This is a genomic window from Pseudomonas mercuritolerans (genome assembly GCF_025706525.1).
GTDB classification, from domain to species: domain Bacteria; phylum Pseudomonadota; class Gammaproteobacteria; order Pseudomonadales; family Pseudomonadaceae; genus Aquipseudomonas; species Aquipseudomonas mercuritolerans.
Genome location: NZ_JAMSHA010000003.1, coordinates 1 through 23,893, shown reverse-complemented (window position 1 = coordinate 23,893; position 23,893 = coordinate 1). Strand labels below are relative to the sequence as shown.

The following is a 23,893-nucleotide window of genomic DNA, read 5'->3' as shown; positions in this document are numbered from 1 at the left end:
TGAGCTTGTTGTTTTTGTCGCAGCAGGTTCATTGATTTGCGGTGATCAGGCGGGCTTCTTAGCGAGCAGGCTCGCTCCCACATTTGAAATGCACTCACCTGTGGGAGCGAGCCTGCTCGCGAAGGCGGCCTTTAATTCAACCGATAACTCCTGACGGGTTGGGAGGCCTTCCATATCCCCACGACTCTGCACCGCGCGACTGCCAATCCAGTTCGCTCGCTGCACGGCCTCGGCAAAACTCTGATGCTCGAGCAGGGCGCTGATCATCCCCACCGCAAAGCCATCACCGGCGCCCACGGTATCGACCACGTTGCTTACCGGCACGCCAGCGACAAAACCCTGATCCAGCTGCGTGCGGTAATAAGCGCCTTCAGGCCCGAGCTTGATCGCCACCGCCTCGGCACCTTGATCCAGGTAAAACGCAGCGATGTCCGCCGGGTCATCGAAACCGGTGAGCAAGCGGCCCTCGCTCAACCCCGGCAGCACCCAGTGGGCGAGGGCGGCGAGGCGGTTGATCTCGCGAATCATCTCGCTTTCGCTGGCCCACAGGCTTGGGCGCAGATTCGGGTCGAACGACACGCTGCGTCCGGCGGCGCGCATGCGGGTCATCAGTTCGACGGACATTTCCCGCGCCGAGGCGGATAGCGCCGGTGGGATACCGGTGGCGTGCAAATGGCGGGCGCTGAGCAGGTTGTCGTTGATGGAGTGCGGCGACAAATGACTGGCCGCCGAACCACGGCGGAAGTATTCGACTTGCGGGTCGCTGCCATCGTCGTTGCGTGATTTGAACTGGAAGCCGGTCGGATGGGTTTTATCGACTTCAACGTGGCTGCAATCCAGACCTTCCTTGATCAGTGTCTCGACTACAAAGCGCCCGAGTGAATCGTTACCGACCCGGCTCAACCACGCGACGTTGAAACCCAAGCGCGACAAGCCGATCGCGACGTTGCTGTCGGCCCCGGCAATACGTTTATGAAACTGCTCGACCTTGGCCAGATCACCGGTCTGCTCGGCGACCAGCATTGCCATGGTTTCACCGAAAGAAAGAATATCGATCTCAGACATGGGCTGGCTCCAGGCGCGATTGACCGAGGCGGGCGAGGGCGGCGACGTGTTCGCGGGTCAGTTGCACCAGGTCATCGCCTTGCAGCGGGTATTCGGCGGCGCGCATAACGCCTTGGTCCATGTGCCGCAGCAGTTGTTCCCACAGATGCAGATCGCTGATGGCCGGCGGTACGGCGACCAGTTTGCCGTCGGCGCGGCGCGCCACGGCTTTGCAATGCACGTAACCGACATGACGCCCAAGCGCGCGGGCGGCGCTGGCGGCAGATTGGTCCTGCCAGTGCCAGTTGCCAATGTCGAAGGTCATCTTGATCGGCAGGTTGTGCTGCTCAACGGCGGCAAAGAAACGCTGGAACGGCTCGATACGTCCGCCGTGCAAGGTCTGGTCGTTCTCCACCAGCAGTTGCACCGGGCTCTGCTTGAGTCGCTCGGCCAGTGCCTGCAAATCAGAGTTGTCAGTGAAATAGCCCAGCGACACTTTCAGCCATTTCGAGCCGAATGCCTGGGCCTGTTGCAGCGCGGTAATCAGTTCGGGATTTGGCTGCGCTTGCCCTGCGAGCCAGAGTTCGGTGGGTGAGGAATAAATGCTTTGCAGGCCCTGCGCCTGGGTAGCCTGAGCCAGTTCCGCCGGGTCTTCACGGGTAAGCAGTTCTTCGCGCCACTCGATGCGATTGGCGCCGGCCGCAGCCAGCACATCGATGAAAGCATCCTGTCCGCGCTGACGCACAAGCTCGGCACCGTAGCTGGACAGACTGATGGAAACGGCTGGTTTATTCATTGTTATTGACCTCTGAAACCGGTTTCATTTTTGTTCAAAAAAATCAGGTGATTCTGTAGTGTTTTTGCAGGCCGTTTCGCGAGCAGGCTCGCTCCCACAATGGAATGGGATCAACCTGTGGGAGCGAGCTTGCTCGCGAAGGCGTCAGATCAGACTCCGCCAACCTCACGGGTCGACCCACGCTCAACCAGCGCCGGCGCAAAATCCAGCACCCGCGCCATCTCATCATCTCCGCGCAAGCGCTTGAGCAGACACTCAAACGCCCGCGCGCCTATCTCTTGCGTCGGCTGTGCCAGCGCGGTGATCCCGCTGCCTACCAGCGGATACCAATCCAGATCATCCAGGGCAATCAACCCGACATCCTCGAACAAGTGCACACCGAGTGCGCGTAACGCGTGAGTCGCCGCAAGCGCCGCGACACCATTGGCGCAAAACAGCGCTTTCGGGCCATCACCGGGTGTGTTTAAAAAGGTTTGAAGTCGCGCGTTCAGATCATCACCGGTTTCCAGCACCGCGCCAGTCAGAGTCGTGCGCTGAGCAATCTGCGCCTGAAAACTGCTGACCCGCTCGATCCGCGAGCTGGTGCCGTCATACGGTTCAGTCACCAGCAAAAGATCCCGATATCCGCGTTGCTCCAGATGCGCGAGCGCCATCTCTACTGCTTGCGAGTTGTTCAACCCGACCATATCACTGTCGAGCCCATCGACCTTACGATCGACCAGCACCAGTGGCATCTCGCGGCGCAGCTCATGCAATTCGTCACGGTGATGGCCCAGCGTGTTCACGATCAGCCCTTCGATGTTGTACGAGCGCAACAGCGCCAGATGCTGGCGCTCCTGCTCGTCATCGCGGTCGGTGTTGCACACCACCAGGCTGTAGCCGTGCGCCCGGCATGCGGTTTCCACCCCGTGCATCACGGCAATCGAATAGGGGTTACGGATATCGGCGACAAGCATGCCGATCAGGCGTGTGCGCCCGCGCTTCAGGCCGCGAGCCATCTGGTTGGGGCGGTAGCCGAGTTCGCTGATGGCCAACTCGATGCGCAGGGCAATGGCGTCGGAGAGCAGGGCGCGATCATCGCCGATGAAGCGCGAGACACTGGCCTTGGACACCCCAGCGCGTTCGGCGACGTCGAGCATGGTCACGCGGCTGCGCTGGGCGGCGGAGAAGTCGTTCATTGCGGACCTTTTTGTTATTGGGGTAGCGCTGAAACCGGTTTCAGTGAACGACAGTGATGTGATTTCGTCAAGCGCAGGATCAACAGCAATCCTGAGTTGACCCGACGAACGGTGCAAATACCTGTCAGATATGACAGTAGGCAAACATCGCGCGGAGCCTTCTAATCCTTACACACCGATATTCACTATTTAGAGCAATTATCTGGCTTGTAAGGACTTCGCTATGTCGATGCATCGCAAGAGTGATAACGCTGGCATATTACTGGCTGATCCTCCGACCGTAGATGGTGTCCCGGACAGTGATCCTGATGGACGGTTACCCGCAGAAGTATTGCTCAACGGTGGTGTGGCAAGAGTGCCTCGATGGCCAATCTATGCCGATGCTCCCGAAAAGACCGATTTGCTGGAAGTGTTCTGGAGGCCAGATGGTGGCGTCGCAGTCCGGATTTACAACGACCCCAAAGTAGGACCAATTACTGAAACCGAGTTTATGATCCCGCTCGATAAGGGGCTGTTTCAGAATGATGGAGTTGCCTTCCTTTATTATCGGGTGTCGCCTCAGCCATTTGGTAACCCATTAACCTCCGAAGAAAAGAGGTTAACGATTGATCACAGCGTTATTCCACTGCCGATTCTGTTGAGTCCGAGCTTTACGGGTGTGGATTTTTACGGTTATTTGAACTGCGCTACCAAAAAACCGATATGGGAAGGTGTGTATGTGAAAGTGCCTTTCCAGAACTTTAGAGAAAACGACGTTTGTGAACTTTCATGGCGAGGTTTTTCCGAGCTTACTAATAGTGAAGAATTCTATGTAGAGGGTTCGGCGGGAGAGTTGAGTCATACTATGAGTCTTGCTGAGGCAGGAAACAGGGACGGGTTTGAATTGCCATCTATTCCGTTTTCCCCGTATTTGGAGCAGCTGATTGATAAATGCTCTATCACCGCGCGATATAGAGTCAAAAGGGATGGGCGTTATATTGGTCAATCCAGGGATGAGTTGGCAAAAATCGACCGTATAATACCGGGTGAAGATATTCCCTGTGGGCCGGTTTGAAGAAAAATATTAATTCGCTCTGAAATTGAATATTGGTTGTATCAATGTTCGTGCGAGGTTGTGGTGTTGCGTAAACGTTGAATTCTCATCTGTGAGAATTTGGGTAATGGGCGAGGAGAAAATCAGATGAATGCTAAGCAAGAGCTTTCCGAAGTTGATCGGTTGGCAGTCGAGAGCAGAATGAATGTGCCTTTGGCCGGCCCGCCGCCTGTGGTGGACGACATCATTAGCCCCGCGGACCGACGTGTATATGCAAACAAACTCTTGCCGGGTGCAAAACTCCCAGTAAAGTTGCCAAGATGGCCTATCGATATGCCTAACGACAAAGTGGTGACGCGCATACGCCAAGCAGGCACTACGGCATGGACAATCGTTAACTCTTTCGACGCTGAAGCTGTTGATGGAAGACCTTCAGAGTATGAAATCTCCATTGACTCGGATCTGTTGTTGGAGGTCAATCCGCCCGAAACACCGACCACGTGGGAACTTCAATACCGTGTAGAACCGCAACCGGCCGGTAATCCATATTCCTCAGATATTACAACAATCATCATTGACAGGCGTGCGCCTTATCAAGCCGTGCCGGGTGGCGCGAAAGCTCGTCCGACAATTGGCAGGCTGCCTATCCTATCGCCTGGCAATCTGATCGACGAAGATTTTATCGAGCGCAACTCACCAAACGCTGTTATTAATTTTACCCATAACTATCAAAATCCTTTGCCGGGTGACATTCTGCGTTTTTGGATAAGCAGGGTCTATTCTGCAAGTAATACGGAGGAACCGATTTATGAGGGGCCTGCGGCAGCACTTATTAATGTCAGTATCAACAAGTTCAGGTTGCTTGACCCTCTGGCTATCTATGCGTACTACACGATTACTGATGAAGTGGGGAATGTCAGTAATTTGTCGTTCGCCGCCGGAGTGAAAGTACTATTTGCGCCACTGCCAGTGCTTGAAACGCCTATTGTTGATCTGGCGGAAACTGATAAGTTGATTGATCTTAAAGATTCAGCCAATACCACCGTAAAGTTGAGGAGAGTAGATAATATACTGGATGATGATGAAGTCAGAGTAGAGTGGGGCGGCCAAAACCTTGGCGAGTTTGCATTCGGGACTAACGACCCATTATCGGTGCCAGTGCCCTTTACTGATATTTTCACTGAGTACTACGATGGTGATGCGGATATCACGACGGACAAGCCGGTAACTATTGTTGCAACTCTCTTGCGCGGCACCGAAGTCATCAGTGATTCCGAGCTTGAAATTGGTGTAAATATCTACTATCCAGGTCCCGTCAACCCCACCGACCCTGTTCCTCCCAATGATTTATTGGAAGAGCCACACATCACGAGTACCGCAGTACCAGACATCCTGGAACCTGCGGACTATGACAAAGATCACACGGTGACTATCCAGCTCTGGACGGACGTCGACAAACCGGTGAAGACTGGACAACAAATTCACGGCGAGTATGAGGGGGTGCGTTTCGGACCTGAATTCCTGACTGATGGGGATACCAGTGTAACAATGACCCTGCCGTGGTCTGTTATTAGTGCTGGTGGACTGGGGATCAACAAGAAACTTCGATATTTCGTATCCGATATCGGTGGGGTCAATGAAAATCCGTCTCCGATTACCGATGTCACCAATAACGCGATTGTGGTTGAGCTGGATCCACCAGTCGTTGCGCGAGAGTCTGGCACGACTATTTATTGTGAGGATCTCACAGAAGCTGGTTTCGGACTGAAAGTTGGTATTCCGGGCAATGCAACTCATCTGCTGGACGGTAGAACTGTGATTCTCTACGCCCAAGGGTATCGCGATGCGGCGATGACTGAGGAGTCTCCGAATACAGCATTCGAGTCTGCGCCACACCCAATAACCGGAGGGGAAGGCGCTGCCGGATTCGATATGGCAATTACGCCATATGACCCAAACATCAGAAATATTCCGGTGCCACCTCCTGATCCGATTCCCGTTCCACCCGGCGATTACCGTGGGTATTGGAAGATCTGGTACACGGTGGAGATCAACGCGACGGAATATCCGTCGGTGGAGTTCGATAGCCCGATATACCTGGTCAATCCGAAAGGTGAGTACTGCGAGGATCAGTAAAGCGTTTTAGTTGTTTCCCGCCACGACAGCAGGTTGAACGTCGTGGCGGGAATCGTTGCGTTAAAATTTCCGACATCTCAGGAGGATAAAACCCTCACCATATCAGACTTTTCCTACATCGAATGTGCGTGTGTGACGATAATCTTGCCGCCCTTCGGTTGGGCATTCTGATAGCGAGTTGTCGAGCCGATTCTTTATATTTCGGTAAGTTCGGTGAACTCTTATGTTGACGTTTAGCAAGCATAGAATTATCAGAAAGTGGTCGCCCGGTTTGATGTTGATATTTTTCTGTTCCTCTGCCGCGCAAGCACGAGTACTCAATCCTGGTGAAAGTGAAACCCTTACGCCCGCATCCCCGATCGAGAGCTGGAGTTTCGGTACAGGTTCTACCTTGACTGTCAACGGAGCAGAGACTCACGATATTTCTACTTTCGGCGGGACGTTGAATGTCAACGCGGGCAAAACCCGAGAAATAGAGGCTACTGAGGGAACTCAAGTCAATCTGAATGGCGCGACGATATCTGGTACAAGCGGCTCCATCACGCTGTCGCTGGTTAACAGCTCAGCAAACATCGAGAGTTCCACGATATCAGGTTTGGCTATTGGTTTGCAGGCTGTCCGGGAGCAGGGCACCCAAACTGGCTCGGTTGTTCACTTGCAGGACAGCACTGTTCAGGGAGCCGCGGGCGGGGCGTTTTTGACCTCTTATAGTGTCCTTGACATGAGTAACAGCACTGTCGAGGGAACTGGTAGCGATAGCTTTGGTTTGTCACTGTCTGGTGGTTCTGCTAATTTGAGTGCCAACTCGAAGGTAATCGGTGATCTTAACGGCGTGATTTATGGGCTGGATGGTTCGGATGAACTACTCAGCCAGCTGGTATTGGACAAGTCGAGCATTGAAGGAAAAACCGGCGCGGCGATTGTCGCTGACCTGGGTCTCAATCCGTTGGGGCCGTTGGTCATACAAGTGCTGAATGGTTCTACTCTTTCAGGGGGTAACGGTTCGATTCTGGAAGTCGCGGGAGGTACGTCTGTTGATTTCAGTGTCGCGAATAGCCAGCTGAACGGCAATGTCACTGTCCAGCCAGGCAGTGCAGTGAGTGTTTCGTTGGATCAAAGTGCTTCCTTAACCGGTGATCTGTTGAATGTCTCTGCATTAAAGCTCAGCAACAACAGTGCGTTTCACGGGCTATTCAAAGGAAATGCAGTGGATGGCTCAAGCGTGAGAGTCGAAAGCGGTTCGACGTTTACCGGGAATGTCGAGAATGTAACGAGCTTTACCCTTAATGATTCTGCCTGGGTTCTGGCCGGTAACAATCAAGTCGGCAATCTGGAAATGGCAGGTGGCACGCTCGATTTCGCTCCGGGGCAGACCTTCTACAAGCTGGATGTCGAAAATTTGTCTGGCAATGGCGTAATAAAAATGGCCACGGATTTTGGCAGTCAACAAACGGATTTCCTCAATGTCACCAACCGCGCAGACGGCAACTATCAGCTGTCAGTGACAGCGACTGGCAGCAAACCCACGAGTGACGAGCCGATTCAGTTGGTCAAGGTGGCCAGTGGTGATGCGAAGTTTGCGTTGAACAACGGCTCGGTAGACGCAGGCGCTTTCATCTACAAGTTGTTCGAGGAAGGCGACGGCTGGTTTCTTCGACCTGATACGCAAATCAGCACCAGTACCCGCTCTGTATTGGCCATCGCCAATACTGCACCTACAGTGATTGATGCGGAGCGTACGCTGCTCAATACGCGAATGGGCGATCGTCGGTTGACGGCCGGGGCCGGCGGCTTCTGGATGCGCACCTATGGCAATCGTTACAGCGTGCAGAACGGATACGGTGATGGTTATAGCCAGACTCAACAGGGGCTGGTTATTGGAGCCGATACCCGTCTGGCGGAGAGCGAATGGTTAGTGGGGGCGATGGTTGGCTATGGCAAAACCGATCTCGATTTGAAACATGGTAGTACTGGCACGGTCGATAGCTATTCGGTAGGTGGCTACCTGACAAAGTTTGATGCCCAGTCCGGTTTCTACATCGATGCAATCGTGAAGATCAACAGCTTCGACAACAGGTTGAATGTCAGCATGAGCGATGGCGAACGCAGCAAAGGTGACTACAACACGTATGGTTTAAGTGGATCGCTGGAAGTGGGTAAGCAATATGATTTGACCGCTGATCTGTTTCTGGCCCCGTTTGTTCAAGTCAATGCCGCGGTGATCTCTGGTAAGCATTACTCTCTGGACAATGGGCTTGAGGTCGACAGTCAACTTACACGCACCCTTGTTACCAAGGGGGGGATGTATGTGGGTAGCCAGATCGATTTGGGCAATGGCCAGAAAATTCAGCCGAGAGTTCGTGTAGCGATGGGCCATGAGTTCATTAAGTCCAATGAGGTCAATGTCAACGAGAGCCGCTTCAATAACGACACGTCGACAACCAGTATGGAGCTCGCTGGTGGTGTCAATTGGGCTTTGCCGAACGGAGTACAGATTTTTGCCGAAGCGGGGTCGAGTCAAAGCAAGACGGTCAGTCAGGATTATAATGTGAGCGCTGGCTTCAGCATTGCGTTCTAAATGCATATCTTATAAAAAAGGAGGCGAAAGCCTCCTTCTTATTGTCTTGCAAATGTCATTTAATACGTTTTACCCAATTCTCTGCGATCAAGTTGAAAGCGATAGTTAGTTCATGAGTCTTTGGTGTTTCCAAGCCGTCACTGACAGTTGCGCTGATATTGCCACTCACTGAACCAGCCGCCGAATCAAAATCTATTGCCGTTGTCGCAGCGCTTGTAGAGTACTCAGAAGGTGGATCTTCTGCGGTATTGCTGTAGAGAATTCGCAGATTTTCATTTGCAAGGACCGGTTTGTTATTTTCCGGAGTCTTCAGAAAAATAACCCTGATGCTCTGGATCTGGTTGGTTGTCGAGTCACGATAACGTGCCTCAATCGTCCAGCGAGGAGGTTCCCCCTCCTGTGGATAGATAACCTTTTTAAACGTCGCCTGAAAATCAATAGGCTCCGATTTGTCGATAGATGCGCTGAAGCTATTATCGAGAGGGGAGTACTTCGTAATAGGTGTACGCAGTTTCCGTGCTGTACTCATGAGTTTGTCTCCATCATTGAAGTCGCAAGAGGGTCCAGCGGATCAGCATTCAAATCGAGCCACGGGAACTGCATCAGAGCGCGATTAGGTGAGTCTGTAAACTGTCAGACTTCACAGTTTACAGAATGCGTTTTTTATGATCTGTCAGGAACGTTGATGGATTGCAGAATGGCGATGCATCAACGCATACACAGACATCCTTGATGTCTGTTATTTCCCTGAATATCCAATTACGCAACAGCGATAGCGAATGCCGCCTGAGTAAAGACAACCAATCGACTATATTTCTGCAGTTTCGGAGATTCGCTGAGTTTCAGCCAAACAACCCTGCCGCAATATTAATCGAAAACCCCAAAATCGCGGTGTTGAACACAAACCCGATCAACGACTGCGCCAGCACGATTTTCCGGATATCCCGAGTCGCCACGCCGACATCCGCTGTCTGTACCGCCACGCCGATGGTGAAGGAGAAGTACAGGAAGTCCCAATAGTTGGGCGTGGTCAGCCCTTCGGCAAAGCGCAACGCCGGTTCTTTGCCATCCCAGGTGTAATACAACCTCGCGTAGTGCACGCAGAAAATCACCCCGATCAGCAGCCACGAACCGATTATCGTCAGCGCGGTAAAACCGTAATGCATGAGTTTGCGCGTGGTTTCCAGATCCTTGCTGCCGGCAAGCTCGAAGGTAATGGTCGCCAGACTGGCCAGTGCGGCGATGCACACCACGAACAGTACCAACCCGGCATTTTCGTCTTCGACTTCAGCGATGCGTTTGACGTCCGGTGCCTTGGCGCGCACGGTCAGCCAGAACATCAGGATCAGGTAAGTCCAGACACCGGCGTTCCAGCCGATGAGGATTTTGCTGACGATGGAGTCGGCCGGGACCAGCAGGCCGGTGGCGAGGCCGAGCACGGCGGCAACGGAAAGGCGAGGGTGGGTGCGGGAGAGCAAGCGCATGGGGACTCACGTTGGTGAACTGTCAGCGCACCATAGCGCAGGCGATCCGGCTTTTGTAATAGCTGCCGAAGGCTCGGGCCGCGATCGGACGATCTTTCGACTTTAGCTTTTCAAGATCAAAAGATCGCAGCCTCGTTGCACTCGACAGCTCCTACATTTGGATCAGTGGGGTTTGTTGAAGCGTTGTACGAGTTTGATGACGACGACGAAAAAGACTGGGACGAAGATCACCGCCAGCGTGGCAGTGATCATCCCGCCAATTACGCCGGTGCCGATCGCTTGCTGACTCGCCGAGCTTGCGCCAGTGGCAATCGCGAGCGGCACCACGCCAAGAATGAACGCCAGCGAAGTCATCACGATTGGCCGCAAGCGCAAGCGAGCAGCCTGCAACGTTGCATCGATCAGGTCGTGACCTTCGTCATACAGGCTCTTGGCAAATTCGATAATGAGGATCGCGTTCTTCGCCGACAGTCCGATGATGGTGATGAGACCAACCTTGAAGAACACGTCGTTAGGCATCCCGCGCATCGTCACCGCCAGCACCGCGCCGAGTACACCCAGCGGCACCACCAGCAATACCGAGGTCGGAATCGACCAGCTCTCATACAGCGCCGCCAGACACAGGAATACCACCAGCAGCGACAGGCCAAGCAGAATCGGCGCCTGATTGCCGGACAGACGCTCCTGGAGCGACAGCCCGGTCCATTCCTGGCCCAGGCCTTTCGGCCCCAACGCTACCAAGCGTTCAATTTCCGCCATCGCTTCGCCGGTGCTGTGCCCGGCAGACGGTTCGCCGGAAATCGCAATCGCCGGATAGCCGTTGTACCGGGTCAATTGCGCCGGCCCTTGAATCCAGTCGGCCTGGACGAAGGCCGACAGCGGCACCATGTTCCCGACGTTGTTGCGCACGTGCATTTGCAGCAAGTCGTTCACCTGACTGCGCTGATCGCCTTCGGCTTGCACGACCACGCGCTGCATGCGCCCCTGATTGGGGAAGTCATTGATGTAGCTGGAACCCACCGCAGTGGACAGCACATTGCCGATGTCGGCGAACGAAACGCCCAAGGCATTGGCCTTTTTGCGGTCGACGATCAGTTGCACCTGCGGCGCTTCGGCCAGCGCGCTTTCACGGACGTTCATCAATAGCGGACTTTTCTCGGCGGCGGCGAGCAGTTCCGTTCGCGCCTGCATCAACGTGGCATGGCCCAGTCCACCGCGATCCTGCAAGCGGAACTCGAAACCACTGGACGTGCCGAGACCATCCACCGGCGGCGGCAGCACCGAGAACGCCATGGCGTCCTTGATCTGACTCAACGCAGCATTGGCGCGATCGGCAATCGAGCTGGCAGCATCGTCACTGCCACGTTCCGACCAATCCTTGAGCGTCGAAAACGCCAGCGCCGCATTCTGCCCGCTACCGGAGAAACTGAAACCCAGGATCACTACGCTGTCACTGATTCCCGGCTCACCGGCGTTGTGCGCTTCGAGCTGTTCGGCTACTTGTACGGTACGGTTCTTCGTTGCGCCTGGTGGCAGCTGGATATCGGTAATGGTGTAACCCTGATCTTCTGTGGGCAGAAACGAAGAGGGCAGGCGCGCAAAACAAAACCCGAGCCCAATCAGCAGCACGACGTAGATCAACAGATAACGACCAGTGCGCTTGAGCGCGTAGCCGACCCAACCCTGATAGCGGTCGGTCAGTTGTTCAAAGCGACGATTGAACCAGCCGAAAAATCCGGACTTCTCGTGATGCTCACCCTTGGCGACAGGCTTGAGCAATGTTGCGCACAACGCCGGCGTCAACGTCAGGGCGAGAAACGCCGAGAACAGAATCGAGGTGGCCATGGACAGCGAGAACTGTTGGTAGATCACGCCGACCGAGCCCTGCATGAACGCCATCGGAATAAACACCGCGACCAACACCAGCGTTATGCCGATGATCGCCCCAGTGATCTGCGTCATCGCCTTGCGCGTGGCTTCCTTGGGCGACAGGCCCTCGGTGGCCATGATCCTCTCGACGTTCTCTACCACGACGATGGCGTCATCCACCAGAATGCCGATCGCGAGCACCATGCCGAACATGGTCAGCACGTTGATCGAGAAGCCCAGCGCGAGCATGGTCGCGAACGTGCCCATCAGCGCCACTGGCACCACCAGCGTCGGGATCAGCGTGTAGCGCACGTTCTGCAGGAACAGGAACATCACCGCAAACACCAGCAGCATCGCTTCGCCTAGGGTGTAAATCACTTTGGTGATCGAGACTTTGACGAAGGGCGAAGTGTCGTAAGGAATCTTGTACTCCACGCCGGCCGGGAAGTACCGTGCCAGTTCATCCATCTTCGCCCGCACCAGCGTCGCGGTGTTCAGCGCGTTGGCACCCGGAGAGAGCTGCACGCCGACGGCTGTGGACGGCTTGCCGTTGAGGCGCGTGCCGAATTGATATTCCTGACTGCCGATCTCCACTCGCGCTACATCACCGATGCGCACCGTGGAGCCATCGCGATTGGCCTTGAGCACGATGTCGGCGAATTCCTGAGGCGTCGATAACTGGCCCTTGACCAGAATCGTCGCAGTGATTTCCTGTGTGGAAGGCGACGGCAAATCACCGATGCTGCCCGCTGAAACCTGGGCGTTCTGCGCAACGATGGCTTCATTGACATCGGCCGGCGTCAGGTTGAAGGCGATGAGCTTCTGCGGATCGATCCAGATGCGCATCGCCCGCTCGGCACCATACAACTGAGCCTTGCCGACACCGTCCAGGCGCTTGATCTCGTTCATCACGTTGCGCGCCAGATAATCGCTGAGCGCCACGTCATCGAGCTTACCGTCGCTGGAGGTCAGGGTAATCAGCAAGAGGAAACCGGAAGAGACCTTCTCCACCTGCAAACCCTGCTGATTGACCGCTTGCGGCAGGCGCGACTCGACCACCTTCAGGCGGTTTTGTACATCGACCTGCGCCAGCTCGGGGTTGGTGCCCGGCTGGAAAGTTGCCTTGATCGTCGCGCTGCCCAGGCTGCTCTGCGATTCGAAGTAGAGCAGGTGATCGGCGCCGTTGAGTTCCTCCTCGATCAGGCTGACCACGCTTTCGTCGACGGTCTGCGCCGAGGCGCCTGGGTAGACGGCGTAGATTTCGATCTGCGGCGGCGCGACGTCCGGGTATTGCGCGACCGGCAACTGCGGAATGGCCAGCGCACCGGCCAACAGGATGAACAAGGCGACCACCCAGGCAAACACCGGACGGTCGATAAAGAACTGCGGCATATTAAAGCGTCCTGCTTACTGACCAGTGGTCTGGACAAGTGGAAGAGGGGTTTCGTCGATCTGTACCTTTTCCCCGGGACGGGCGTGTTGCAGGCCTTCGATGACAATGCGGTCGCCGGGCTTCAGGCCACCGGTGACGATCCACCGATTGTTCTGCACCGCACCCAGTTGCACCGGTTGCTGCGCCACGCGCATCTGCTCATCGACGGTCAGCACTTGGGCAATGCCGGCACTGTCACGCTGCACCGCGCGTTGCGGCACGGTGATGCCGTTCTGGATGGTTGCCTGCTCAAGGCGTACGCGGATGAAACTGCCGGGCAGCAGGTCGAGATCCGGATTGGGGAATTCACTGCGCAGGATGATCTGGCCAGTGCCTGGATCAACGGTGATGTCGCTGAACAGCAGCTTGCCGGGAAATGGATACAGGCTGCCGTCATCCTGAATCAGCGTGGCCTTGACCTGATCCTGACCGACTTCCTGCAACTGCCCGGAGCGAAATGCGCGACGCAATTCATTGAGCTCGCGGGTCGACTGGGTCAGGTCGGCATGGATCGGGTTGAGCTGCTGGATCAGTGCCAGTGGCGTGGTTTCGTTCTGTCCGACCAGCGCACCCTCGGTGACCAGCGCGCGACCGATGCGGCCGGAAATCGGCGCGGTCACGGTGGCATAACCGAGGTTGAGTTTCGCCCGTTCCAGCGCTGCCTTGCTGGCGGCGACATCGGCGGCAGTTTGCCGGGCAGCGGCGCGGGCGTTGTCGTAGTCCTGACCGCTGATGGCCTGGTCCTCGATCAACTGCGCATAGCGTTTTTCTTGCAGTTTCGCCTGAAAGGCGTTGGCCTCGGCTTTGCGCAGCGCGGCTTCGGCACTGTCCAGATCGGCCTTGAAAGGTGCCGGGTCGATGCGGAACAGCACATCGCCTTTTTTCACGTCACTGCCTTCGCGGTAGGTGCGTTGCAAAACTACGCCGGCCACTCGCGCACGCACTTCGGCAATCCGTGGTGCGGCGATGCGGCCACTCAGTTCGCTGCTGATCGACAATGGCTGGGTTTTGATGGTCTCGATGCGCACCGTGGCCGGCGGCGCCTGCTCTTCGGCATTCGATGACGAATCACAGGCGCTCAGTGTCAGTGCCAATGCGATCAGGCCGAGCCCGGCCAGCAGTTTTCCAGACATGTACAACCCCCAATATTGAAGGCCGCATCCTACGGCCAGACGGGGAGGTTAGCGGTGAAGCTTTGTAGTTGCTGTGTGAAATTGTGTAAGGGTTTTGCTCGGTGGTGCGCGAGGGCGTATATCCTGCAAACCTTGAAATTTATTGCGACAGTTCGATCGCTTTCGCGAGCAGGCTCGCTCCCACAGGAGATCGCATTTCAATGTGCGAGCGAATGAGTCCTGACTGTCGCCCCAGCATTTTCTGGAACACCCCATGCCCAATATCCTGCTGGTCGAAGACGACACCGCCCTCGCCGAACTGATTTCCAGCTACCTGGAGCGCAACGGTTATTCCGTAAGCGTCATCGGCCGTGGCGACCATGTGCGCGAACGGGCGCGGATCAGTCCGCCGGATCTGGTGATCCTCGACCTCATGCTGCCGGGCCTCGACGGCTTGCAGGTGTGCCGCTTGCTGCGGGCCGATTCGGCGACACTGCCGATCCTCATGCTCACGGCCCGCGATGACAGTCATGATCAGGTGCTGGGCCTGGAAATGGGCGCTGACGACTACGTCACCAAACCCTGCGAGCCACGAGTGCTGCTGGCGCGGGTGCGTACCTTGTTGCGGCGCAGCAGCCTCGGCGAGCCTTTGGCGGTAAATGATCGGATCGTCATGGGCAATCTGTGCATTGACCTGTCCGAGCGCACCGTGACCTGGCGTGATCAAGCGGTTGAGCTGTCCAGCGGCGAATACAATTTGCTGGTGGTGCTGGCCCGGCACGCCGGCGAAGTGCTGAGTCGCGATCAGATCCTTCAGCGGCTGCGCGGTATTGAATTCAATGGCACCGATCGCTCGGTGGATGTGGCGATTTCCAAGTTGCGGCGCAAGTTCGATGATCACGCTGGCGAAGCACGCAAGATCAAGACCGTGTGGGGCAAGGGCTATCTGTTCAGCCGCTCCGAATGGGAATGCTGAGCTGATGTTTCGCATCCTGTTTCGCCTGTATCTGGTGACCATCGTCTCCTATAGCGCGGCGATCTATCTGGTGCCGGACCTAGTGGTCATGGCCTTCCGGGATCGCTTCGTCACCTACAACCTGGACTTTTCCCGAGGTCTGCAATCGCTGATCACCAAGCAGTTTCATGCTGCGCCGCAAGAGCAGTGGCCGGCGATTGCTGCGGCGATGGACAAGGAATTCCAGCCCCTGCACATCGTCCTGACGCCAATCGACGACCCAGTGTTCACGCCCATTGAGCAGGAGCGACTGCACCGTGGTGAGAACGTCGTACGCATCGGCGACTGGGGCTGGCGCACCTTGGCGGTCACTCCGTTGAATGCGGAAATGGCCGTGCGCATGGTCGTGCCGCCGGATCCGGTCGACGTCGATCTGTTGTACTGGAGCATCAACGTCCTGATCGGCGCCATGTTGCTCGGTTGTCTATTGCTTTGGCTGCGCCCACACTGGCGCGATCTGGAGCGTCTGAAAGGCACCGCCGAACGCTTCGGCAAAGGCCACTTGAGCGAGCGAACCAGAATCGCCCCGAGTTCGAACATCGGCAGCCTCGCCAACGTGTTCGACACCATGGCCGGCGATATCGAGAACCTGCTCAACCAGCAGCGCGACCTGCTTAACGCTGTTTCCCATGAACTGCGTACGCCGTTGACGCGTCTGGATTTCGGCCTGGCCTTGGCGTTGTCCGAAGACTTGCCAGCCGCCAGTCGCGAGCGCTTGCAGAGCCTGGTCGCGCATATTCGTGAACTGGATGAACTGGTGCTGGAGTTGCTTTCCTACAGCCGCTTGCAGAATCCCGCGCAATCGCCCGAGCGCATCGAGGTGTCGCTGGACGAGTTCATCGACAGCATTCTCGGTAGTGTCGACGAAGAACTGGAATCGCCGGAGATCGTCATTGATGTTCTGTTGCACGGTCAGCTCGAACGCTTTGCGCTGGATCCGCGTCTGACCGCCCGGGCTATCCAGAACCTGTTGCGCAATGCCATGCGCTATTGCGAAAAGCGCATTCAGATTGGCGTACAAGTCATTGCCGGCGGGTGTGAGATCTGGGTCGATGATGATGGCATCGGCATTCCCGACGATGAGCGCGAGCGGGTTTTCGAACCGTTCTACCGGCTCGACCGCAGCCGTGATCGCGCGACGGGTGGTTTCGGCCTCGGTCTGGCGATCAGCCGCCGAGCGCTGGAAGCGCAGGGCGGCACTTTGACAGTTGAGGATTCGCCATTGGGTGGTGCGCGGTTCAGATTATGGCTGCCTGCGACCGCCTGACACGTCTAACGGATATCGGATGACTGAATCAGGCCGACGCCGGCCTCTTGCATCCGGGCAGTCGCGGCTGCCAGCGAACCGTCCAGATCAATCGCCCGGCAAGCATCCATCACTACGAAGGCATTGAAGCCTGCCGCGCGCGCATCCAGCGCCGAAAACATCACACAAAAATCCAAGGCCAGGCCGACCATGTACACGGTGTCGATGCCGCGTTCTTTCAGATAACCTGCAAGACCCGTAGTGGTGCGTCGGTCCGCTTCGAGAAAGGCCGAGTAGCTGTCGATGTCGGGATTGCAGCCTTTGCGGATGACCAATTGCGCGTGTGGCAAATCCAGTTCCGGGTGGAATGCGGCGCCGGCACTGGCTTGCACACAATGATCCGGCCACAACGTTTGTGCGCCGTACGGTAACTCGATGACGTCGTAGGGTTGCCGTCCCGGATGGCTGGATGCGAACGAAACATGCCCGCTCGGATGCCAGTCCTGAGCAATAACGACTTGCCTGAACTGACGCGCGAGCCGGTTGATCAGCGGCACAATCCGGTCACCTTCAGGCACCGGTAACTGGCCGCCGGGAATGAAGTCGTTCTGAACATCGATGACCAGCAAGGCAGTGCGAGATGAAATTGGCAAAGGGCGATCCTCCTTGGAATAAAACCTCTGCCAGTTTAGCAGGGCTGTGTTCAGCCGCTGGTCTGCAACACGCATTGCTGGGTTTTGCTGTCCCAGACTTGGCCTTTCGGGCATTCGGGTTTCTTGACGGCGTCGCTTTCATCTACAGCGAAAACAGCAGGGCTGGACAGGGCGGCGACCAGCAGCGGGACGGCGAACAGCACTTGGCGAATGTTCATGGTCAATCTCCACTTTCATCGGCTTGGAACGGAAGTTGTTGTTCTCCTTTGCAGTGACTGTTCCGTTCTGTGCAAGATTCAAAGTTCTGCAGCAGCCATTGACTTGTCATCCGCCGGCAGGCTAATTTCCAGTCCATGACTTTCACCGTATCGCGCTGCCAGCCAAGCATTATTACCGCCATTCCTCATTTGGCGGGCTAGCTCACTACTGCAGCACCCAACCCGCCCTAGAGGCGGGTTTTTACTTTCTGTCTCCGGGGTTCTGAAAAATGTCAGGAGACGACCATGCCGCACAGCCCCGACCAGCAAGCCCTGCTTGAGCACTACGTAAAGAAGATTCTGGCCGCGCCGGTGTACGACATTGCGGTGCGTACCCCGTTGCAGCCTGCGCCGGCATTGTCGCAAGCACTGGGCAATCGGGTCCTGCTCAAGCGCGAAGATCTGCAACCGACGTTCTCTTTCAAGATCCGTGGTGCTTACAACAAACTCGTGCAACTGAGCGATGAGCAGCGAGCGCGGGGAGTGATCACTGCGTCGGCGGGTAATCACGCGCAGGGTGTAGCGCTGGCGGCACGGGAGTTGGGCATCTGCGCGACGATCGTCATGCCGTCTACCACCCCTGAGCTCAAAGTTCTCGGCGTGCGCAGTCGCGGTGCCGAAGCACTGCTGCATGGCGAGAGTTTCCCGTTTGCTCTGGCCCACGCGTTGCATTTGGCCGAGCAGAGCGGACGCACGTTCGTTTCACCGTTCGATGATCCTGACGTGATCGCCGGACAAGGCACCGTGGCGATGGAAATACTGCGCCAGCATCAAGGCGCGCTGGATGCGATCTTTATCCCGGTCGGCGGCGGAGGCTTGATCGCCGGAATCGCGGCCTACGTCAAATACCTGCGCCCGGAAGTGCGGATCATCGGCGTCGAATCCGAACATTCGGCCTGTCTGCAAGCCGCTTTGCGCGCGGACGAGCGGGTGGTTCTACCAAGCGTCGGTACCTTTGCCGATGGCGTAGCGGTGGCGCAGATCGGCGCGTATGGCTTTGAGGTTTGCCGTTTTTGTGTAGATGAGGTAATCACGGTCAGCAATGACGAGCTCTGCGCCGCGATCAAGAATATCTACGACGATACACGTTCGATCACTGAACCTTCAGGTGCTCTGGCCGTGGCGGGGATCAAGCAGTACGTGGCGCGCAGTGGGGTTCGCGATCAGACATTCGTCGCCATCGACTCCGGGGCCAACATCAACTTCGACAGCCTGCGCCATGTCGCCGAGCGCGCCGCTGCTTGCGGCGTGCCGGCGTAACAAGCGCTCGGGTTATTCCTGCAGGGCGGTGCCGACTTTGTCCGACGCCGACCAGATGCGATAACGCACTTCGACGTCCGACGGCGCGTACACCACAACCGGCAATTTGCTGTTGTAACGCAACATGAAGCCGTCGCCGACGACCGGAACGAAAGCGCGCTTTTTCTGACTGCCAGGCGGGCAGGCCATCATCGTGCTCATTGGGCCGATGACCTTTTCCAGGCGATAGAACGGATAGCCCCAGCCTTGCAGATTCTTTTCATCGAGAACACCGCCCAGACGTTGACGGTTGCAATCTACTTCCAGAGTTTTGCCGGCGAGAATTTCAACCTGGAAATTCTCTTCCTGCTCTTGTTTGGGCAGATGGATGACTTGACGGGTAAACCCGGCTTCGGCTTTGGGATACGGCGCGACGTCTTCGAGTTTGGCGGCGTGGGCGAGGGTGGAAAGGTTGGCGATTAACAGGCCGGTGATCGCGCAAATACTCAAGGAATTCATGGAAGCCTCCGTGCGGGTTGAATTGCATTGGGAGACATTCTTGCCGTCATGGTCGTCGAAAGCAAATTCAGCCGGAGATTGCAGATTGCAGGGGACAGGTGGTCGGTTCATGCATTTTGCAAATAGCAGGATACTGGCCACTTTTCCAAGTGCTTGATTTTGAAAGAAGCAAAACGAACCGATCAAAGGCACGTTTTATGCGTTCTTTCGGTAAGGCGCACCGGATTTGGGCGCCTACACTCCAATGGGCATTTCGCAGTACCACCACTTGCTGCACCAAGGAAACAGCGGGGGCACACCCGTGAAGGCGCAGCAAAGGGTCAGCGTGAATACTTGATTGGCAATCGCACAGAAAGGAGAGGGTTCGCCATGTTTTTATCTGCCTTGGAATTACGCAATATCATTGAAAGCAGCTTCCTGCCGAAACGCTGCCAGTGCACGCTGACACCAGACTTGTCGATGTCGGTCAAAGTATTTGGCGACCATCGAACCGACCAGGCCGAGCTCTACGTCAGTGGAATCGACGCCAGCCGCTTGAACAGCTGCCGTGAGATCAACAACCTGGTCGCAGAGCTGCGTTCCGATCTCGCGCAACAAACCATGACACATCAAAACAGGGCTCGTTCTCGAGCCGTTTAACCCACCGTTTCACCCAGTTCGACCGTCACGCGCCGGGCCTTCACAAAACCAAGGCCCAGCGCGAACTCGACCAGCACCGCGAGCAAGATCCCGGGGCCGGCATGACCATTGAGCCATTCGCCAAAACCCAACGCCGCCAAACCGAAACAGCCGACGATAAAACTATTGCTCAGTGCACTGCGTGCCGCTGACGGCGGAGAATTGCGCAGCAAATAAAACATCACCCCCAACGCCGCAAACAGCACCGCGCTGCGCCTTGCGACTACGCCCGTGCCCTCCGAATAGCCAATACTCCAGATCGCCAGCAACACCTCTGGAAAAAATCCCCAGACCAGCGCCAGCAGAAAACACAGGATTGAAGTGAAGCTCGACAACGTGCGGAACGACAACTGCATGGCCAATCCTTGCGGCAGTAGGGAAGGGACCGAGCATACTCGCCGAAACCACCCCACGCCTATGGCCAACCGGAAAATCAGAAGCGTCTGTCAGTTCTGTTGACCGCAAGCGTCAGATAATTTCCTGTAGCTGATTTGTGCGGGCTTGCCGGTGTTGTCGATGTATTTCATGTCGGCGGTGATGACTTTGCACTAGAGGGTCGGCGGCTCGGTTAGCGAAAGCACCTTCGCCACGTGTAGTGGCATGCCGTATTGGTAGGGTGTTTGATTCGATGTGGCGGAGGTGTCGTTGGCTTGGGCCAGTGCGGCGTATGAGCAGCAGGCGAGGGTGGCGGTGAGCAGGAAGGGACGAATGTTCATGAGAGGACTCCAGCGTAACGGATAGGCGCCCGGCACGAAGCCGAACGAGCCTGCCGCACTGGACGTCAGCGGGGGAGAGCTGAGGGTGTGCGGTGCTGTGGAGTGTCTGACTGGGGGGTTAGGGGGGGGCTGATCGCCGGCTGTCGTAAGCAAGCCAGCTACAAGCGGCGGAAGCCGTACTTATATGTCTTTACTTGGTGGAGGCGAGGATACCAACGTGTGGTCCTCCTCATCGAAGCAGTTTCCTACGGTAACTGAGAGTGCAGTACGCAGCCGGTGACATCACCAAGAGCCATATGGCACGCCGAATTTCTTCACATGCATTCTAGAAATCTCAGAGAGCGCGTCGTATTGACCACCCGATTTGCCTTCGTACGGCCCCCGCGGATCCACCTCAGCTTTTACTCGCATAACCTCTAAGGGTGTCAGGCATGGCCCAAGTACCCAAACTTTAACAATGCCACCGGGTGCGAGACCGATTGCGATTGCTTTTCGGTATCCGGTTGTCCACTTTCCTGTAGCTGCGCAATAAGTTTTTTCACTCGTGCACATAATCTCCCGAGTTGACTCAGCTATATCAATGCCTACTTGATATGTCTGGGGTTCGACTAAAGATTGCCAACGGACGTAGATTTTTTTCGGTAAATCTGCATTCGTCACGTACTTACCTTTCCCCCAACCCGATTTCTTAGGCCAGCCTTTCGGGTTGCCCTTATTATTCTCAGGGGTCTGAATGGCTGAAACTCCACTCATTGCACGTCGATATACTTGCCCTTTCATATCCACAACATCCGCTGTTTCGATCCAGACTTCCATGTAGTCAGATGCCGAAAAGCCCAAGCGCCAAGCATCATATGGCAACGAACCTGCATTTGAGCAGGTGGATCCTGCCAGCAGCATGGTGGCAAGTAGGAAGGGAGTAATATTATTCATTTGTGTGTGCCTGGTCTTGGGGCCGCCGCCCGCCGAAAGTTTCCCCAACTTGCTCGCGCGTGGCACTCCCTCAAGCCACTTACCGTCAACGCCCTTGTCGTGTCCATCCCAGTCCTTGCCCCAGCCAAACTCCACGGCATAGATGTATTCGGCAATGTGCTCGCCGCTGACACCCAAGCCCTCGTTCAAAATGCTGGAAGGAGCCTGAAGACCAACTTTGGAGGCTTCGACCTGATTGGAGTGAGTGCCACTTGCGCCGTGTGTGCCTTTGGCTGCAACGGCGGCACCTTTGTTCGCAGGCTTTTCCGCTCTTTTCGGATGGCTTGAACCGGAGGAGGCGGCAGAGCTGTTGCGCTGCATGCCTTTCCATTTGACCAAGCGCTTTTCAACAGCTCGGATCATAGCCGAGAGATGCGGCAATGGTTACTCTTCGCCAGACCAATACCAGATAGTTTCGCCCCATTTGGAATCACTGAATCTCGGCATAATCTCGCCCTGCTGGAAATGTTGTCTTGAGTCAGATTTCGCAGGAGTGAACCAGTAACCAGTTCTACTGCAGGGTTGGCCGCCGTCGATTCGCGAGACCTGAGAATTATTGGTTGGTTGATAGTTGCGGGCGTATTCAACTAGATCCTTTGGATAAACCATGTGATTTATTTTGCTGTCGTTGATACCGTATAGAAAAGCAACAGCTCCAGCTTCGAAAGCCCAGTATCCAACATAGTTTCCTTCCTCTCCCTGAAGGTGGGTGTCATGCCAAGGGGCCTGTTTGAAAGCTGGATACCATTGACTACAGAATTTCTTGAGAAGGTCCGAAGCTTCTTCTCCTGTATCTGCATAAATCGCTTGAATTAGAGGAGAATAAACCTCGTGATACCACTGATCTACATCTGTTCGGTCAGGCAGGATTTTGCAGAGCAAGTCTTCATATAATGTGTCGTCACCGGCATATCCCGCATTGTCGAGCAGTCTTACGAATCGTTTAAGGAGGTCTGTGCGATGAAGCAAAATACAAAGACTAATAACTTGCACGCATTCTTCATATTCATGCGCCCAATCATCAATGGCTAACGGTGATATTTCGGGTAGGTTTTCAGATTTCGCTAGCGTGGCCTGCCTAAGCTCATACTTCTCAACTAAATTTTCAAGGAGGGGAATCAAAGACTGAATCTCTTCTCCCGCCGTATAAGTCGCGCTCAACTTTCGGAGTGCCAAACGCTGAATAAATCTCGCGCGGATTGTTTGTTCGCCTTCTGGAGTGTCGGATTTGAATATGGTGGTTTTCAGAAGCTCAGTTGCTTCGTCGTGCTCTCGTAAAAAGTTTTTATAATGAGCTTCGCTAAAGAATTTTTGTCTTTTAGTCATTTTTTACACCTCTAGCTTAAGCGAATCTATTGCGCCATATTTCTTTGTTAGTGATTTTTTACGTTTATTGACAAAGCTCTTCACTTCAGCTTCCGAATAGTGGAACGCTTTATGGTTTTCATGAGTCGATTCGTTTGTATTGTTAAGGCGAGCGCTAGCGTTTCCTTAGGGCTGGAGCTGATGTGGTAGAGAGGGGTGTAAAACAAATGGCGACTATATGAGCCAGCTATTTGCAGTTGTAGCGAATATCCCGATACCGCTTTCTCCAGATTTTCCTCAATCCATTCGTCACTCATCTGCACGAGTATTCTTTTCGTTTTTTTAGTTGTGGGTTTTTCACTTTTTTGGGCGTGAGTTTGTTTCTTGCCTTTGTTGATTTTTCTCTTGGTTGCTGCGATGGCTGTTGGTTCGGCGTTTTCGGCAGGTTCTATGAGTTCACTCGGTTCCGAGAGCCCAGAAACGCCTAACTTCGATGCGACCCCCGGCTTTCTCGTATTATTCAGTTTCCGCATGAACTTCGGTGCATCTTCATCACGGCTTGCCTTTGCCTCTACGATGGCGAACTTTTCGCCGCCATTGTTTGCGGGATTAGCCCGCCAAACCGCGTCTA

General features: G+C 55.4%; 19 protein-coding genes and 3 pseudogenes. 7 read left to right on the top strand and 15 right to left on the bottom strand.

Translation table 11 applies throughout. The features are described 5' to 3' along the window. Positions 1 to 45: 45 nt before the first annotated feature. The 3 genes from ND528_RS08640 to ND528_RS08630 all read right to left on the bottom strand — a co-directional run bounded on the left by ND528_RS08640 (position 46) and on the right by ND528_RS08630 (position 3,018). Positions 46 to 1,065, bottom strand: coding sequence for a sugar kinase (locus ND528_RS08640; protein ID WP_263470107.1), 1,020 nt, complete (start codon positions 1,063 to 1,065; stop codon positions 46 to 48). After that, positions 1,058 to 1,840 carry a sugar phosphate isomerase/epimerase family protein gene (locus ND528_RS08635; protein WP_263470106.1) on the bottom strand — a complete coding sequence of 261 codons (783 nt, stop codon included), beginning with the start codon at positions 1,838 to 1,840 and terminating at the stop codon, positions 1,058 to 1,060. The genes ND528_RS08640 and ND528_RS08635 overlap by 8 nt, the downstream gene beginning before the upstream one ends. 149 nt (positions 1,841 to 1,989) lie before the next feature. Next, complete coding sequence (locus ND528_RS08630; RefSeq protein WP_263470105.1) at positions 1,990 to 3,018, bottom strand: LacI family DNA-binding transcriptional regulator; 1,029 nt, start codon at positions 3,016 to 3,018, stop codon at positions 1,990 to 1,992. A gap of 223 nt (positions 3,019 to 3,241) precedes the next feature. On the opposite strand from ND528_RS08630, the gene ND528_RS08625 reads away from it, so the two are divergent. The 3 genes from ND528_RS08625 to ND528_RS08615 all read left to right on the top strand — a co-directional run bounded on the left by ND528_RS08625 (position 3,242) and on the right by ND528_RS08615 (position 8,765). Continuing rightward, positions 3,242 to 4,072: a hypothetical protein gene (locus ND528_RS08625; protein WP_137213714.1), complete on the top strand. Its 831-nt coding sequence runs from the start codon at positions 3,242 to 3,244 to the stop codon at positions 4,070 to 4,072. Between the two features lie 126 nt (positions 4,073 to 4,198). Beyond that, complete coding sequence (locus ND528_RS08620; protein WP_263470104.1) at positions 4,199 to 6,187, top strand: hypothetical protein; 1,989 nt, start codon at positions 4,199 to 4,201, stop codon at positions 6,185 to 6,187. A gap of 223 nt (positions 6,188 to 6,410) precedes the next feature. After that, positions 6,411 to 8,765, top strand: a complete 2,355-nt coding sequence (locus ND528_RS08615; protein ID WP_263470103.1) for an autotransporter outer membrane beta-barrel domain-containing protein — start codon at positions 6,411 to 6,413, stop codon at positions 8,763 to 8,765. A 55-nt stretch (positions 8,766 to 8,820) separates the two neighbouring features. Here the strand turns inward: ND528_RS08615 and ND528_RS08610 are convergent, their stop codons facing one another. The 4 genes from ND528_RS08610 to ND528_RS08595 all read right to left on the bottom strand — a co-directional run bounded on the left by ND528_RS08610 (position 8,821) and on the right by ND528_RS08595 (position 14,683). Further along, positions 8,821 to 9,294 (bottom strand): hypothetical protein, encoded by a 474-nt coding sequence (locus ND528_RS08610; protein ID WP_137213711.1) that lies wholly within the window; start codon positions 9,292 to 9,294, stop codon positions 8,821 to 8,823. Positions 9,295 to 9,607: 313 nt separating this feature from the next. Next, a complete protein-coding gene (locus ND528_RS08605) occupies positions 9,608 to 10,249 on the bottom strand; it encodes a DUF1345 domain-containing protein (protein ID WP_130912206.1) in 642 nt (213 codons plus the stop codon). A 162-nt stretch (positions 10,250 to 10,411) separates the two neighbouring features. Continuing rightward, positions 10,412 to 13,510: an efflux RND transporter permease subunit gene (locus ND528_RS08600; protein WP_263470102.1), complete on the bottom strand. Its 3,099-nt coding sequence runs from the start codon at positions 13,508 to 13,510 to the stop codon at positions 10,412 to 10,414. 15 nt (positions 13,511 to 13,525) lie between these two features. Further along, positions 13,526 to 14,683 carry an efflux RND transporter periplasmic adaptor subunit gene (locus ND528_RS08595; protein WP_263470101.1) on the bottom strand — a complete coding sequence of 386 codons (1,158 nt, stop codon included), beginning with the start codon at positions 14,681 to 14,683 and terminating at the stop codon, positions 13,526 to 13,528. A gap of 253 nt (positions 14,684 to 14,936) precedes the next feature. Between ND528_RS08595 and ND528_RS08590 the strand changes: the two genes are divergently transcribed. Together ND528_RS08590 and ND528_RS08585 are read left to right on the top strand one after the other, a co-directional pair. Continuing rightward, positions 14,937 to 15,638: a response regulator transcription factor gene (locus ND528_RS08590; RefSeq protein WP_016774890.1), complete on the top strand. Its 702-nt coding sequence runs from the start codon at positions 14,937 to 14,939 to the stop codon at positions 15,636 to 15,638. A 4-nt stretch (positions 15,639 to 15,642) separates the two neighbouring features. Further along, positions 15,643 to 16,944 carry an ATP-binding protein gene (locus tag ND528_RS08585; protein WP_263470100.1) on the top strand — a complete coding sequence of 434 codons (1,302 nt, stop codon included), beginning with the start codon at positions 15,643 to 15,645 and terminating at the stop codon, positions 16,942 to 16,944. 5 nt (positions 16,945 to 16,949) lie between these two features. Here ND528_RS08585 and pncA read toward each other — a convergent pair whose 3' ends face one another. Both pncA and ND528_RS08575 read right to left on the bottom strand, forming a co-directional pair. Further along, a complete protein-coding gene (gene pncA, locus ND528_RS08580; RefSeq protein WP_263470099.1) occupies positions 16,950 to 17,576 on the bottom strand; it encodes a bifunctional nicotinamidase/pyrazinamidase in 627 nt (208 codons plus the stop codon). Positions 17,577 to 17,626: 50 nt separating this feature from the next. Next, entirely contained in the window at positions 17,627 to 17,794 is a 168-nt protein-coding gene (locus tag ND528_RS08575) for a hypothetical protein (RefSeq protein WP_163032847.1), read from the bottom strand. Positions 17,795 to 18,079: 285 nt separating this feature from the next. On the opposite strand from ND528_RS08575, the pseudogene ilvA reads away from it, so the two are divergent. Continuing rightward, a pseudogene (gene ilvA, locus ND528_RS08570) lies at positions 18,080 to 19,069 on the top strand (threonine ammonia-lyase, biosynthetic); the annotation flags it as partial. Between the two features lie 36 nt (positions 19,070 to 19,105). On the opposite strand, the gene eco reads toward ilvA, so the two are convergent. Next, the gene (gene eco, locus ND528_RS08565; protein WP_122698181.1) at positions 19,106 to 19,591 is read right to left on the bottom strand and encodes a serine protease inhibitor ecotin; all 486 of its coding nucleotides are present in this window, start codon (positions 19,589 to 19,591) and stop codon (positions 19,106 to 19,108) included. Positions 19,592 to 19,960: 369 nt separating this feature from the next. On the opposite strand from eco, the gene ND528_RS08560 reads away from it, so the two are divergent. Then, entirely contained in the window at positions 19,961 to 20,230 is a 270-nt protein-coding gene (locus ND528_RS08560) for a DUF1652 domain-containing protein (RefSeq protein ID WP_263470098.1), read from the top strand. On the opposite strand, the gene ND528_RS08555 is transcribed toward ND528_RS08560, so the two are convergent. From ND528_RS08555 to ND528_RS08535, 5 genes and pseudogenes are all read right to left on the bottom strand, one after another. Further along, complete coding sequence (locus ND528_RS08555; protein WP_263470097.1) at positions 20,227 to 20,625, bottom strand: hypothetical protein; 399 nt, start codon at positions 20,623 to 20,625, stop codon at positions 20,227 to 20,229. The two genes, ND528_RS08560 and ND528_RS08555, sit on opposite strands and share 4 nt — an antisense overlap. 90 nt (positions 20,626 to 20,715) lie before the next feature. Continuing rightward, a pseudogene (locus ND528_RS08550) lies at positions 20,716 to 20,985 on the bottom strand (DUF2790 domain-containing protein). 282 nt (positions 20,986 to 21,267) lie between these two features. Then, complete coding sequence (locus tag ND528_RS28230) at positions 21,268 to 22,338, bottom strand: DUF2931 family protein (protein WP_330221311.1); 1,071 nt, start codon at positions 22,336 to 22,338, stop codon at positions 21,268 to 21,270. A gap of 3 nt (positions 22,339 to 22,341) precedes the next feature. Then, entirely contained in the window at positions 22,342 to 23,283 is a 942-nt protein-coding gene (locus ND528_RS08540; protein ID WP_263470096.1) for a PoNi-like cognate immunity protein, read from the bottom strand. An 80-nt stretch (positions 23,284 to 23,363) separates the two neighbouring features. After that, positions 23,364 to 23,893, bottom strand: a pseudogene (locus ND528_RS08535) (hypothetical protein); the annotation flags it as partial.

Bases quoted from the DNA above. Each gene is read 5' to 3' on its own strand.
- ND528_RS08575 (WP_163032847.1), bottom strand. From the start codon at position 17,794: ATGAACATTCGCCAAGTGCTGTTCGCCGTCCCGCTGCTGGTCGCCGCC.
- ND528_RS08540 (WP_263470096.1), bottom strand. From the start codon at position 23,283: ATGACTAAAAGACAAAAATTCTTTAGCGAAGCTCATTATAAAAACTTT.
- ND528_RS08625 (WP_137213714.1), top strand. From the start codon at position 3,242: ATGTCGATGCATCGCAAGAGTGATAACGCTGGCATATTACTGGCTGAT.
- ND528_RS08630 (WP_263470105.1), bottom strand. From the start codon at position 3,018: ATGAACGACTTCTCCGCCGCCCAGCGCAGCCGCGTGACCATGCTCGAC.
- ND528_RS08640 (WP_263470107.1), bottom strand. From the start codon at position 1,065: ATGTCTGAGATCGATATTCTTTCTTTCGGTGAAACCATGGCAATGCTG.
- ND528_RS08615 (WP_263470103.1), top strand. From the start codon at position 6,411: ATGTTGACGTTTAGCAAGCATAGAATTATCAGAAAGTGGTCGCCCGGT.
- ND528_RS08605 (WP_130912206.1), bottom strand. From the start codon at position 10,249: ATGCGCTTGCTCTCCCGCACCCACCCTCGCCTTTCCGTTGCCGCCGTG.
- ND528_RS08600 (WP_263470102.1), bottom strand. From the start codon at position 13,510: ATGCCGCAGTTCTTTATCGACCGTCCGGTGTTTGCCTGGGTGGTCGCC.
- ND528_RS08585 (WP_263470100.1), top strand. From the start codon at position 15,643: ATGTTTCGCATCCTGTTTCGCCTGTATCTGGTGACCATCGTCTCCTAT.
- ND528_RS08555 (WP_263470097.1), bottom strand. From the start codon at position 20,625: ATGCAGTTGTCGTTCCGCACGTTGTCGAGCTTCACTTCAATCCTGTGT.
- ND528_RS08635 (WP_263470106.1), bottom strand. From the start codon at position 1,840: ATGAATAAACCAGCCGTTTCCATCAGTCTGTCCAGCTACGGTGCCGAG.
- ND528_RS08620 (WP_263470104.1), top strand. From the start codon at position 4,199: ATGAATGCTAAGCAAGAGCTTTCCGAAGTTGATCGGTTGGCAGTCGAG.
- ND528_RS08595 (WP_263470101.1), bottom strand. From the start codon at position 14,683: ATGTCTGGAAAACTGCTGGCCGGGCTCGGCCTGATCGCATTGGCACTG.
- eco (WP_122698181.1), bottom strand. From the start codon at position 19,591: ATGAATTCCTTGAGTATTTGCGCGATCACCGGCCTGTTAATCGCCAAC.
- ND528_RS08560 (WP_263470098.1), top strand. From the start codon at position 19,961: ATGTTTTTATCTGCCTTGGAATTACGCAATATCATTGAAAGCAGCTTC.
- ND528_RS08610 (WP_137213711.1), bottom strand. From the start codon at position 9,294: ATGAGTACAGCACGGAAACTGCGTACACCTATTACGAAGTACTCCCCT.
- ND528_RS08590 (WP_016774890.1), top strand. From the start codon at position 14,937: ATGCCCAATATCCTGCTGGTCGAAGACGACACCGCCCTCGCCGAACTG.